Consider the following 12,537-nt stretch of genomic DNA (forward strand, 5'->3'; position numbering starts at 1 on the left):
CCGGGAAGAACGACTACAACGGAAACAAGCGGCTAAACCCCAGTATAGCGCCGCGTATGCTCGAGGCCCGTTTTTTGCGCCGTGGCGGAACTATCCGCGCGCAGGAAAAATCCCAGAAACAATGTTATGGTGCATTGCACAAAGTCAAACGATGCACCGAGTGTTGTCCCCCTATTTTTCCTGACTGCGAGCCCGATCGATGACCAAAAGTCTGACGAAGGTATGGCTGGGCGGCATGAAACGTATGCTGTCTCCGGCCGCCAAACGTGCGGCGCGCGATGCACAGCGTATCGCGCGCGATACGCTCGAGGCTGCGGCGTCGCCCGCCGCGACCGATCTGTCCCCACCGCGTGAGTCGCGCGTGCGGCCGCGCGCGGCTGCATGGGCGGCCGGCGAGTGGACGCGCGGCGAACACCCGATGGCGCCCGCGCTCGGCCGCCTGGTCCAGCAGCTCGCCTACGGTCTGTACGTTCCGCCTGGCCGGCGGCGCGGTGCGATACCGCTCGTCGTGATGCTGCACGGTTGCCAGCAATCGGTCGACGAGTTCGCGCAGGGCACCCGGATGAACCTGCTGGCCGACAAGTACGGCTTCGCCGTGCTGTATCCGGAGCAGTCGGTCCGTGCGCATGCGCACGGCTGCTGGCACTGGTACGAAGACACCGACCGCGCGGGCCGCGGCGAGGCGGATGCGGTCGCATCGCTCGTCGACGCGCTCGTCGACGAGCACGGCTTCGACGCATCGCGCGTCTACGTCGCCGGGCTATCGGCCGGCGCGGGCCTGGCGGCACTCCTCGCGCTGCACCACCCGGATCGCTTCGCGGCGGTGGCGCTGCACTCCGGCCCCGCGCTCGGCGAGGCGAATTCCGGGATCAGTGCGATGGACGTGATGCGGCGCGGCCTCCGGCAGAATCCGGCCGCGGTGGTCGACACGGTGGTCGATGCTGGCGCGTATCCGGGCATGCCCGTGCTGATCGTGCAGGGCGACCGGGACCATGTCGTCGCGCCGAAGAATGCGGACCAGTTGATGGTGCAGTTCATGCGCCTGAACGGGCTCGCGGACAGCCGCGGCGCACTGCGCGGCGGCGAGCGTGTGGAAACGCGCGAGGCAGGCGCGCAGATCACCGATGTGCGTCGCGACGGCGAGTCGATCGTGCGGCTCTGTCACGTGAAAGGGCTCGATCATGCATGGGCGGGGGGCGACGAAGCGGTGCCGTTTCATGCGGCGGTCGGCCCCGATGCGAGCGCGATGATCTGGTCCTTTTTCGAAGAGAATCGGCGCACTGTGGCGACCGAACGACGCACCGTCTGATCGACGCTGGCCAAAGGCTAGGGTTTTCCCTATAATTCGGGAAAACCCTAGTCAAAGAACCTTTGGATTGCGAGATCGACCATGTACCTGCTGAGCCACCTCTTCCTGATGCTGACCAAGAACGCTGAAAAGGCCGCGAAAGAGCGCGCCGATGCGTACCTGTCCGAAGCAACCGACATCTATGATCTCGAATTCCGCATGCGCAAGATCGATCGCGAAGCGGCGATGAACCGTCCGTTCTCGTTCGGCTCGCGTTAAGCAGCGCAGCGCGGGCCGGCTTACCAGCCGGTCCGGCGAATCACGCAAAAGGGCGTGTGTGGCAAGCAGCCGCACACGCCCTTTTTGCATTCGGCGCCGCGCGTTGCGTCAGACGACCGTCAGGCGCACCGGCACGTTGTTGCGCGTCGCGTTCGAATACGGGCACACGTGGTGCGCCTTGTCGACCAGCGCCTGTGCGTCGGCCTTGTCGAGCCCCGGCAGCGACACGCGCAGTTCGATGTCGAGCCCGAAGCCACCGGCATCGTTCGGGCCGATGCCCACTTCCGCGGTCACTTGCGTGTCGGCCGGCAGCGCCTGCTTGTTCTGGCCGGCGACGAACTTCATCGCGCTCAGGAAACAAGCCGAGTAACCTGCGGCAAACAGCTGCTCCGGGTTCGTGCCTTCCGCGCCCGTACCGCCGAGCTCGCGCGGCGCGGCCAGCTTCACTTCCAGCTTGTTGTCGGCGGATACCGCGCGGCCGTCGCGGCCGCCTGTGCTCGTGGCGCTGGTCTTGTACAGAATGTTCATGGTGCAGCTCCTGTCGGAAGAGTGGTAGGAAGCGGTCCGGTCGGACGGGGTGTCGCCGGCCACGAACGAAATATAGAACACAAATGATTTGTGTGCAAATGAAATTTTGAAGAAAAAGCCCGGCGGTGCCGGGCTTGTTTGAGATCGACGTGCCGTCAGCCTTCGTTGGCGGTCGACAGCGCGTTGCGCAATTGCTGGAGATCCGCGCGCAGCCTGACCAGGAACTCGGGCGTTTGCTGCATCGCGCAGAAGAGATCGGCGGGCACCGAGCGCGCCTTGAGCTTCAGCGCACGGCCTTCCGCGGTCACGCGCACGTTGACGACACGCTCGTCGGTCGCGCTGCGCACGCGTTCGACGTAGCCGAGCGCCTCGAGCCGCTTCAGCAGCGGCGTGACGGTAGCCGGGTCAAGGTCGAGGCGGGCGGCGATGTCCTTCACGGCGATGTCGTCGCGCTCCCACAACACGAGCATTGCAAGATATTGGGGATAGGTCAGCGACAGCTTGTCGAGCAGCGGCTTGTACGCCTTCGTCATCGCATGGGAAGTCGAATAGAGCGCGAAGCACAGTTGCTCGTCGAGCGTCTGGGGCAGCGGGGGCAGGCGGTCCATGATTCGGGGGGCGCGGCGGACGCGCTAACGATTTGCATGCAAATTATTTTGCGCGCAACGGATTCGATTGAACAGGGGGCGGCGCGAAGGTTGGGGCGCCGGGGCCGGGAGGGGAGATGGACGGCCGGCGGCGTGCGCCGGCCGAGTCTGCGTCAACGGCCCGACGCGGGCGTCGCGGCTCCCGGTTCCTGCACGCCGAAGCAGCCGCGATAGGTCGCGTAGAACGAGCAGTACATCATCGTGACGATGATGATCGTCACCGGCATCATGATCGTCAGCACGTAGGCGCCGGCGCCGAGCGCCTGCAGCAGCAGCGACAGGCCGAACGACGTGCCGAGCGCGACGCCGAACCACAGCAGCCCGTACACCACGAATGCGCCGCGATTGCGCCAGCAACTGACGATGCTGAAGAACAGCGCCTTGGCGGGCGGGATGTCGTGCCACGCGGTGAGCACCGGCGCGAACCAGAACAGCATCGCGACCGGCGCGTAGAGCAGCGTCGCCAGCAGCAGCGCGCCGAGCGTGCCTTGCGCGGCAAGCGCTTCCGGCGTCGGACTCGTTTCGCTCGTCGCGCCCAGCATCATGGTGAGCAGCCCGCCGCCGTCCACGACGGACGACGCGGCGAACACCAGCACCATCAGCGCGACATAGACCACGCCGAGCACGAGCAGCCGCTGTGTCGTCACGGTGCCGTACGAGCGGAAGCCGTCGATGAGGATCGTCGGCATCACCGGCTTGCCGGCCACCGTGTCGCGGCACGCGGCCATGAAGCCGACGGCGATGCCGGGGATGAACAGCAGCGGCAGCGCCGCGCCGATGACCGGCACCATCGACACCAGCGTGATCGCCAGCAGGTACGTGAAAAACAGCGTGATGAACGCGAGCGGGTTCCGGCGGAACAGCCAGATGCCTTGACGGAACCAGACATAGCCCGCTTTCGCGGGCACTTCGATCAGTTGCATGCGGTATGGGTCTCAGGAAGCGCGGGCGTGTGGGCGATACGCTCACGCAGGATGCGTTCGAAATGACCGGGGTCGTGCGGTTTGAGCATTTCGGCCGCGCGCGGCAGGTAGAAATCGTACAGGCGCGACACCCAGAAGCGGTACGCGCCCGCGCGCAGCATGTCGCTCCAGTGGCGGCGCTCCTCGGCCGTGAACGGCCGGACCGTCTGGTACGCGCGCAGCAGCGCATCCGCGCGCGCGACGTCGAGCACGCCCGTCGCGAGGTCGACGCACCAGTCGTTGACGGTCACCGCGACGTCGAACAGCCATTTGTCGCAGCCCGCGAAATAGAAATCGAAGAAGCCGCCGAGCCGGACGTCATGACCGGTGCCGGGCGCCGCGTGCGCGAACAGCACGTTGTCGCGGAACAGGTCGCAGTGACACGGGCCGCTCGGCAGCGCCGCGTAGTCGTCCGACGAGAAGAACGCGGCCTGATGCGCGAGTTCGTCTTCGAGCAGCGTGCGCTGCGCGTCGGAAATGAACGGGACGATCGCCGGCACGTTTTCCTGCCACCACGGCAGGCTGCGCAGGTTCGGCTGATGGCGCGCATAGTCGCGCCCCGCCAGGTGCAGGCGCGCGAGCATCTGCCCGACCTCGATGCAGTGTTCGACCCCCGGTGCGAGTTCGGCCGCGCCGTCGAGCTTCGTGACGATCGCCGCCGGCTTGCCGTGCAGTATGCCGAACAGCGCGCCGTCGTCGCGCGGGATCGGATCCGGCACCGGCACGCCGTGGCTGGCCAGATGGCGCATCAGATCGAGGTAGAACGGCAGTTGCTCCGCCGTCAGCTTTTCGAAGATCGTCAGGACGTATTCGCCGCGCGTCGTCGTCAGGAAAAAGTTGCTGTTTTCGATGCCGGACGGAATGCCGCGGAACGCCAGCACGTCGCCCAGTTCGTAGTGGCGCATCCATTGCGCGAGATCGGAGTCGGAAACAGCGGTGAAAACGGCCATGCGAGATGCGTCTGGTCAGTTGTCGGCACGCGCGCGGCGTGCGGCGCGACAGGAGGTGAAGGGAAAGCCGGCGCGCCGCGTCGGGATCGACGCGGCGCGGGGGGAAATCAGTAGCGGAGGTTCACCGACGGCAGGCGCGTGATCGGGACGCCCGCGTCGTGCGGCTTCGGCGACGTGTCGAGCGTCGAGCTCATCTGGTAGCGCGTGCCGAAGTTCGACTTCACGTCGATCTCGACCGGCTTGCCGCGATCGCGATACTCGGTGACCTCGGTGCCGTTCTTGCTCTTTTCATGGAAGCTCGGCGTGCGGCGAATGTCGGCGAAGTCGACTTTCGACGTGACTTCGGCGCCCGGCCGGTTGATCTTGCGGAGATCGGGCAGGCCGGCGGCTTCGTTGGCCTCGGCCCGGGCCTGCGCGTCGGCGTCGGGCGTGCCGCCGGCGGCGTAGGCGGCGCCGGCGGCGGCAAACGTGCCAGCGAGCACGGCGGCAGCGGCGACGAGAATGAGCGGCTTCATGATGAGTCTCCAGTGAACCTTCCGATTTTAGCAAATACTGCGCGCGGCCCGGCCCTCGCGTGCAAGCGGGCGGCCATGAGCGTGACCGGGTTCCGTGGTAATGTCGTTCGATCAGACGAGGTGATGAAAATGAAGAACGATTTGAGCCGCCGGCATCGGGTGCTGACGCCCGAGAGCCCGCCCGTCGCAGCATTCGACGATTCCGTTGCCGCCGTCGCGCGGCTGTCGGCCATCTACGACACCAATACGGGCTTCCTGCGCGACGCCTTCGCGCGTTATCGCCGCCATGAATCGATCACCGAGCACGTGCGCGCGTGCTATCCGTTCGTGCGGATTCGCACCGACGTCAACACGCACGTCGATTCGCGCCGTTCGTACGGTTTCGTCGCGGGCCCCGGCGTGTTCGAGACGACCGTCACGCGTCCCGACCTGTTCGCGAACTACTATCGCGAGCAACTGCGCCTGCTGTCGAAGAACCACCATGTGAAGATCGAGATCGGCGTGTCGTCGCAGCCGATTCCGGTTCACTTCGCGTTTCCCGAAGGCATCCACCTCGAAGGAGAGCTCGATCGCGACCGCCTGCTCGCGATGCGCGACATCTTCGATACGCCCGACCTGTCATACCTCGACGACCGCATCGTCAACGGCACGTTCGAGCCGGCACCCGGCGAGCCGCATCCGCTCGCGCTGTTCACCGCCGCGCGCGTCGACTTCTCGCTGCATCGGCTGCGTCACTACACGGCGACGTCGCCCACGCACTTCCAGAATTACGTGCTCTACACGAACTATCAGTTCTACATCGACGAGTTCGTGAAGCTCGGCCGCGCGATGATGACGGAAAGCACTGATCCGGACGTGCGCTCGTACCGCAGCCAGTACAGTTCGTTCGTCGAGCCGGGCGACGTCATCACGTACAACGCGAACCTCGGCAGCGAGCCGGCCGAGGGCGCCGCGCCGCCGCGGCTGCCGCAGATGCCCGCGTATCACCTGAAGCGCGCGGACGGCAGCGGGATCACGATGGTCAACATCGGTGTCGGTCCGTCGAACGCGAAGACGATCACCGATCACATCGCGGTGCTGCGTCCGCATGCCTGGGTGATGCTCGGCCACTGCGCGGGCCTGCGCAACACGCAGCGCCTCGGCGACTACGTGCTCGCGCACGGTTACGTGCGCGAGGATCACGTGCTGGATGCGGACCTGCCGCTGTGGGTGCCGATCCCGGCGCTCGCCGAAGTGCAGCTCGCGCTCGAGCGCGGCGTGGCCGAGGTCACGCGTCTGGAGGGAGCCGAACTGAAGCGCGTGATGCGCACGGGCACGGTCGCGAGCGTCGACAACCGCAACTGGGAACTGCGCGATCACCGCGAGCCCGTGCAGCGGCTGTCGCAGAGCCGCGCGATCGCGCTCGACATGGAAAGCGCGACGATCGCCGCCAACGGTTTCCGTTTCCGCGTACCGTACGGAACGCTGCTGTGCGTATCGGACAAGCCGCTGCACGGCGAGCTGAAGCTGCCGGGCATGGCCGACACGTTCTATCGCGGCCAGGTCGACCAGCATCTGCAGATCGGCGTGAAGGCGATGGAGATTCTGCGCACGAACGGGCTCGACAAGCTTCATAGCCGGAAACTTCGGAGCTTCGCGGAAGTGGCGTTTCAGTAACAAACCTTTGAGGTAAAAGGCTCCCCGGCAGGTCCGGGGAACCTTCGCGTCTAACATGAGCGTCAGTGTCTAACTTGCGCGTGCCAATGCAACTGGTTGCACGCGTTCGACTTCGCGCGATTTCGTGTAGTGCGCTGTCATGCTTTCGGTCGTGTGCCCGGCCAGTGATTGCGCTGCCGCAGCCCCACGCTGCCGTTTCAGATCGGTCAGCGCCTTCGCCCGCAGATCGTGGAAGTGCATGCCGATCAGGTAAAGCGGGTTCGGGGAGATTCCCTTTTCTTCGCAGTCTTTCTCGTAGGCCGATCGTGCGCGCTCGCAAGCGCGCTTCCACCCTGAGTACGCACCGATATAAGTGAAGCGACCGCCGGCGTGTGTGCAAATCACCGGCCCGATGGCGGTGATCTTGCCGCCTCGCGCTCGATCCAGTGTTTCTCGCAGGTCGGGCGTCATCTCGATCAGCAGGCGCACGCCGCTGCTGTTGACCGTCTTGCTCGGGTGAAACGAAATCCCCTCATCGGACACGTTCTGCCAGTTGAGCGCGAGCAGGTCGCCGATACGTTGAGCAGTCTGTTCACGTCCTGCAGAAGCGGGTTCGTGGCGAGATCGGTGTCGGCCGCAACCTTTTCTCCGTTCCAGCCGATCATGATGCGATCGAGTGCCTGGCGCACGATGATGGAATCGCGCACGCGCGCCTGGAAGTCGGGGTACTTCGCCCACGCGTCGAGCTGCTGATAGCGGATGTTCATGTACGCGCCGAAGGGGAAGAAGGACGGCATCCAGCTCCTGCCGATCGGCGAGGTCGCGGCGAAGGACGAATTCTGGAACATCAAGTAGGTGACGGTCGAGGATCAGCTCGCGGCGCACCGGGTGCCGCCGCAGCTTATGGGAATCATTCCGTCGAACGCGGGCGGATTCGGTGACGTGGAAAAGGCGGCGGAGGTATTCAACGGTCTCGAGATCAAACCGCTGAAGGCGCGACTCCGGGAGGTGAACGACTGGCTCGGTATCGAGGTCGTGCGGTTCAGGGACTTCGAGACGCCGAAGGGCTGACGCCCGACCACAACCGGCAAAGCAAAGCCGCCGGGCACTTTGGTGTCGGCGGCTTTTTTGCGTCCGTCGCCAGTGCGTAGCCTCGGCGGATTAGGGCGCCTCTGAGCGGCCGCCGCGTCGACACACCCTTTAGGGCTGGATCGGACCGCCGCAGGGCCGAGGCGGGCCGCCTGACGCATCGGAGGCGTCATTCCAGGGGCCCGACCCTGCCCCTGGAATGACGATTCAGACCCGGCGCGCGCAGTTGTGACCCTGCCCCACCTGCCCGCAAAAACGAGTGGTCTTTATGCACGCATGCGCTGGCCGCTCAGGGCTGGCCAACAAGGGCCGCGCGGCGCTCGGCAGCCCGATTACTTTATGCAATTTTACGCGCCTTGCTTATGCAATTTCGGCACACGGATTCCCTTCCTGTACCCTTCCGTCGTACTTCGAAAACCGCATGTCCCTTGGCTTCCATGACTCGTCCAGAGAATCGCGATGCGTCCTTGACGGAGCGGGCAACGATCGTCTGCCGTGAAGGCCCGCGTGTGCTGTTGGTCTCACGCGCTCCCCAGCACTCTTGCGAGGAATCTGTTATATCAATTTTTGCGGTCATCACTTGACATATCGCGCCATTTAGCCCCTTTCATTGAATCGCGGCACTCAATCAAAGCATCAATCAGACGGTCCAATGGAATTTTGTAACACATTGTACCGTTCGGAATTGGGCCATAGAGTTCGACTTCCAGATTGTCTAGCCCATGCTCTCGATTAACGACAACGACTGGATCAATACCAAGCCGAATCTCTAGTGTTAAGTAATCGTATTCGAATGGGATGGAAGACCAGTCGAGCGAATAATTTTCAACGATTATTGTCTTCATTGCGGCTTCTTTGCGAATAGTGTCGCCGATGGGCGGCGCCATCAGTGGCCACAATGCTAATAGTGGTGTGTCGTCTTACCGCTCAATCTCGAATTGGAGAAGCGCTTCAGCGAATTGAGGAGTAGGCCTACTGCTATGACCTTCTTCGGCGTGCCATATCAGAGCATGAGGTGCCAATTTACGGATGTGGACCAATAATTCAAGAAAGGCATTAATGGTAATCTCATTCCATTTCGGCCCTTTTTGATAATCGAACGACAAGCTCCCGATGCTTTCCATGCAAATAGTTAAGTAAGGCAACTCGACACCATTGATTGAAAGGCCAACAAGACCATGTCGAAATGGTTCGATTTCACCCGCAACGTACGCCCGTGCGGGCGTTGGAAAAGAGCTAATTGGAAGATCCTTCTGCTCTTTGACATACCAGACGGTGCAATCCTCAGACGCTCGACACTGTGACATGACCCATTCGTAAACCGCTACCGCTTGATCTGGGGTCAGGCCGTCCACGAATACATCTGGCAAAGAGTGGATGTCACTGTCAAAAAGATCGAGAATCTGTTGCCACGGGGGCACGTCCGATCGTGCGGCGATATCCCCTGGTTTCCATTTTTTCATCTGAATACAGTTGCTCCATATTGAGACTGTGCTAGCTCGGCACCGTCATGATAGAACAGCGCCTGCAGTCAAACTGCAGTAGTCGCCCAGTTGTCATCTCAAGAACGTTAAGTGGTCACGAAAAATTGGTTTGGGATTTAGTGCCAAGCAGCGAACAGATCGGCCGGCTCGGCATAGACGGTTTCCCTTGCTCAAGCGACAAAGCACTGCCTGTCATATTTCAGTCTCTACCGTACAGCCTCAATTTTGTTATGCTCGAAACTGCACGGTGACAGGAGGTATATTATCGCACTTTTCGTTCTCTCTTCACTGGTGTGTCAATATTTTTCCCATGTGGGATCGAGCACTGTATTAAATGACCCATCATGCTCGAATCGCATACCCGTTCCATTCGGTGCGCGATACTCGATACCGCCGCGGCCCAATTCTTTTCTCGTGGTAGTAGGATTCTCCAATAGATCTCTCGCCCATTTTTCCGTAAAAGCATTATTTTGAGCAATGTTTCCTGTCAGTCTTGGATAGTATTTGTTAATTTGTCCATTGCGCTCTGAATGTTTCCCCCATGCTCTGGACAACGTGGATAGTCCAGTGTGATTGTACGAGCGGGTTGCCGCTGCAATCAGCTGATCATTGGTCAGCTGTGTCGGGCTACACTGCTGTGCTATCCCTTGCAACGCGCCACGGATTGCACCGGCCAGTCCGACGATTGTAAATGGATCGTCTTGGTTCGACGCCGCCACCCACCCCCAAGACAGCGCAGGATTGAGGAAGCACTCGACACAAATCGGCTTAATGGCATCAGGCGCAGACTCAAATGGCGCCATGCCAAGCCGCAAATCGATTATAGGCGGGCTAATCGACGGATCATTGGCCTCAAGACTGGCGACCCATCGATCCATCTCATCGCTACTTAACAGGCGGGGATGGCCTAGAGTCGTTGAATATAGCTTTCCGGTACGCGAAACGATCTGTCCGTCAGGTAAATACTGGTACCTCAATATCACACTGCGCTTTATCTCGCCATTTACGGGAGAAGCCTGTTCTATTATCGAGAGAGTGTTCGGACGACCGCGCTGGTCATATCCAACGGTAAAAGGCGGTTTTGATTAATACCGCTATCAATGCGATGGATATTGTCGCGCCTGCCTATTAGGCTCGATGCGGCACCATTTTTTCCAAGTCGTTTGACCGAAAAAATATTGCCATCGTAATGGTATTCAAAATTAAACGCCCCCGTCTCGCGACCATCTTCATAAACGCGAGTCGAAATTAGACGATTGAATTGATCATAGGTCCTCCCATAGGCGCGTGATACACCTTCGCCTCTAAACGCGTTGAATCCATTTTCACCACTAATATCAGTCGTTGGCGTTTCGCTGATTCCGGTTACGTTGCCCCGCCGATCGTAGACAAGACTCAATAGCATGCGTGGCGATGCGATCATCGAAGGGTGCAGACTGATCGCGTCGGCGTAGCGTATCGAGGTAACTGCCATGCCAGTAGTACTGCGAACAGCCATTCGAATGGGACGGCCAAAATCGTCATAGCTGTATTCGATGACGTTGCCGCTCGCGTAACTGCGCTTCAGTAGCCGCCCGGACGCATCCCATTTCAAATTCCCACTGCCGCCGACGGAGTTACTTCCGGTTTCGCGCAGCTTTTCGCCAACTGACGAAAAATTCAGTGTCGTCGTGCCTCGGCTATCTGTGACGGAGGTAGAGTCGTGGCCATACACCAGCTGCACGTTGCGCGTTGTATCCGGGTGACTTACTGTTGAAGCCCGCCCCAGTGCGTCATATTCCCACGTCGCGATTCGCGTCCCCGCTTCATCGATTTCACCTGTCAAAGCGTTCTTGAATCGAGGGTCATCGTACATGTACCTGCGAGTATTACCATCAGGCCAAGTAACGGAAACGAGATTGTTATTCGCGTCGTATCCATACTGCGTCATGCCCGCCATTGGATCATTAAGGCGTAAAAGACGGCGCTGGTCATCGTAGTCCAAGCGAAGTGCCAAATCGTAGTAGGAGCTTGTCCCTGCAGCGTGCTGAGTGATCGTGGTTAGCAGGCCAGTACTGTCATACGTCAATGTTCGCGCAAAGCCCGATCTCGTCGTTTCCGACAACAAAACACCCTCAGCCGAATAGGATTCGATCCGATCATTAATCTGATTGGTAAGCGTCCAGCCGGAGTCGCTCTTCTCTAGCGTTAAAGCGGCAAAGCCCTTAGTGCGCCAAGAATCCCCCGTCCAGTTAAACGTGATGGGTTCGCCGTTCTCGCGATACGCAAGTATCTTTGATGAATTGCTAATATTGGCACTCGCCAGCACCAGATGACGTTGCCAGTTATGGAACCATGCTATCCCCATCGCATTCAGATTCTGTGCTAGGGGCTTGGATCGATAGGTCCGCGTAAACAGTAACGGTACGTCGTCACCGCTAGCGAAGTCGGTCGCACTAAGCGTAACTGCGCCGCTCCCGGGGAACACCGGGTCGGCTACCGGACAAGTATTTTCAGGCTCGGGATCAGATTCAATTGCATTGCACCATTGCGTAATCTGCGCAAGATCGTTGATACACGCATAGTTGGCCATTCCGCCAGGAGTACCGCTGACCACATCGAGTTCGCAGGTCTTCGTTCCTGGTCTGGCTCCTGATTGTGCGTAAAGCGTGAAGCAAGCATCTGCACGTGCTCCAAATGCAATCAGGAGTAATGCGAGGGCGACCGTTAGGCGATATAGCCAATCAGAAGGGCTGCAAAAAATGGGAATATTCCGATTTCTCTCGTCACGCATCTAATGTCTCGAAACTCAATTAAATAGAGTTAGACTGTCGAGTGTCTTTTGATCAAGGTCACTATGACAAGTCAGAAAATATCTTGTCAGAGGGGATTTTTGTACAATGACAAATGAATAGGGCTTGCAGGTTGATCGGTTGGTGCGGCGAGCAACTTGTGTCATTCGACGACTACGAAATTCTCGTGACACAGGTTGCGGCGAAGCGCATGCGGCTCTTCGGACTTCTGCGGCAGTGCCGCGCGTTGGACAATTTGGAATGTTTTTTTGCGTTCGGGGTAGACACCGGTCGAGGATCTCGTGCGAGAGATTGGATGCGTAGCACCTGGGGAATGGCGTGCGGAACTGTTCGACCGAAGTTGTGCGCAAACTACAGTGAAATTAGAC

12 protein-coding genes and 3 pseudogenes are annotated in these 12,537 nt (G+C 60.4%); 4 read left to right on the forward strand and 11 right to left on the reverse strand.

Annotation, left to right across the window (positions count from 1 at the left end):
• The first annotated feature begins 199 nt into the window (after positions 1–199).
• On the forward strand, positions 200–1,309 hold the full coding sequence (locus HWX22_RS10930) for a PHB depolymerase family esterase (RefSeq protein WP_175915616.1): 1,110 nt from the start codon (positions 200–202) through the stop codon (positions 1,307–1,309).
• Positions 1,310–1,390: 81 nt separating this feature from the next.
• Complete coding sequence (locus tag HWX22_RS10935) at positions 1,391–1,567, forward strand: DUF3563 family protein (protein ID WP_006753395.1); 177 nt, start codon at positions 1,391–1,393, stop codon at positions 1,565–1,567.
• A 108-nt stretch (positions 1,568–1,675) separates the two neighbouring features.
• On the opposite strand, the gene HWX22_RS10940 is transcribed toward HWX22_RS10935, so the two are convergent.
• From HWX22_RS10940 to HWX22_RS10960, 5 genes are all read right to left on the reverse strand, one after another.
• A complete protein-coding gene (locus HWX22_RS10940; RefSeq protein WP_031399791.1) occupies positions 1,676–2,095 on the reverse strand; it encodes an organic hydroperoxide resistance protein in 420 nt (139 codons plus the stop codon).
• A 155-nt stretch (positions 2,096–2,250) separates the two neighbouring features.
• Entirely contained in the window at positions 2,251–2,703 is a 453-nt protein-coding gene (locus HWX22_RS10945; protein ID WP_059818763.1) for a MarR family transcriptional regulator, read from the reverse strand.
• Between the two features lie 152 nt (positions 2,704–2,855).
• Positions 2,856–3,665, reverse strand: coding sequence for a BPSS1780 family membrane protein (locus HWX22_RS10950; RefSeq protein ID WP_059531507.1), 810 nt, complete (start codon positions 3,663–3,665; stop codon positions 2,856–2,858).
• A complete protein-coding gene (locus tag HWX22_RS10955; RefSeq protein ID WP_175915617.1) occupies positions 3,656–4,654 on the reverse strand; it encodes a homoserine kinase in 999 nt (332 codons plus the stop codon). The genes HWX22_RS10950 and HWX22_RS10955 overlap by 10 nt, the downstream gene beginning before the upstream one ends.
• A gap of 107 nt (positions 4,655–4,761) precedes the next feature.
• Positions 4,762–5,169: a hypothetical protein gene (locus tag HWX22_RS10960; RefSeq protein ID WP_059466512.1), complete on the reverse strand. Its 408-nt coding sequence runs from the start codon at positions 5,167–5,169 to the stop codon at positions 4,762–4,764.
• 129 nt (positions 5,170–5,298) lie between these two features.
• On the opposite strand from HWX22_RS10960, the gene HWX22_RS10965 reads away from it, so the two are divergent.
• Entirely contained in the window at positions 5,299–6,825 is a 1,527-nt protein-coding gene (locus HWX22_RS10965; RefSeq protein WP_175915618.1) for an AMP nucleosidase, read from the forward strand.
• A gap of 100 nt (positions 6,826–6,925) precedes the next feature.
• Here HWX22_RS10965 and HWX22_RS10970 read toward each other — a convergent pair.
• Both HWX22_RS10970 and HWX22_RS10975 read right to left on the reverse strand, forming a co-directional pair.
• Positions 6,926–7,395: pseudogene (locus tag HWX22_RS10970) on the reverse strand (tyrosine-type recombinase/integrase); the annotation flags it as partial.
• Positions 7,395–7,568 (reverse strand): annotated as a pseudogene (locus HWX22_RS10975) (P2 family phage major capsid protein); the annotation flags it as partial. The pseudogenes HWX22_RS10970 and HWX22_RS10975, both read right to left, overlap by 1 nt.
• On the opposite strand from HWX22_RS10975, the pseudogene HWX22_RS10980 reads away from it, so the two are divergent.
• Positions 7,564–7,875: pseudogene (locus HWX22_RS10980) on the forward strand (Presumed portal vertex protein); the annotation flags it as partial. The pseudogenes HWX22_RS10975 and HWX22_RS10980 sit on opposite strands and share 5 nt — an antisense overlap.
• A gap of 578 nt (positions 7,876–8,453) precedes the next feature.
• On the opposite strand, the gene HWX22_RS10985 reads toward HWX22_RS10980, so the two are convergent.
• The 4 genes from HWX22_RS10985 to HWX22_RS11000 all read right to left on the reverse strand — a co-directional run bounded on the left by HWX22_RS10985 (position 8,454) and on the right by HWX22_RS11000 (position 12,150).
• Entirely contained in the window at positions 8,454–8,780 is a 327-nt protein-coding gene (locus HWX22_RS10985) for a hypothetical protein (protein ID WP_208456472.1), read from the reverse strand.
• 33 nt (positions 8,781–8,813) lie between these two features.
• Positions 8,814–9,356, reverse strand: coding sequence for a hypothetical protein (locus HWX22_RS10990; protein ID WP_175915619.1), 543 nt, complete (start codon positions 9,354–9,356; stop codon positions 8,814–8,816).
• A 317-nt stretch (positions 9,357–9,673) separates the two neighbouring features.
• The gene (locus tag HWX22_RS10995; RefSeq protein WP_175915620.1) at positions 9,674–10,255 is read right to left on the reverse strand and encodes a hypothetical protein; all 582 of its coding nucleotides are present in this window, start codon (positions 10,253–10,255) and stop codon (positions 9,674–9,676) included.
• 146 nt (positions 10,256–10,401) lie between these two features.
• Positions 10,402–12,150, reverse strand: a complete 1,749-nt coding sequence (locus tag HWX22_RS11000; protein WP_175915621.1) for a DUF6531 domain-containing protein — start codon at positions 12,148–12,150, stop codon at positions 10,402–10,404.
• Positions 12,151–12,537: the final 387 nt, after the last annotated feature.

Origin of the sequence: Burkholderia sp. BCC1638 (assembly GCF_902833195.1) — a bacterium.
GTDB classification, from domain to species: domain Bacteria; phylum Pseudomonadota; class Gammaproteobacteria; order Burkholderiales; family Burkholderiaceae; genus Burkholderia; species Burkholderia diffusa.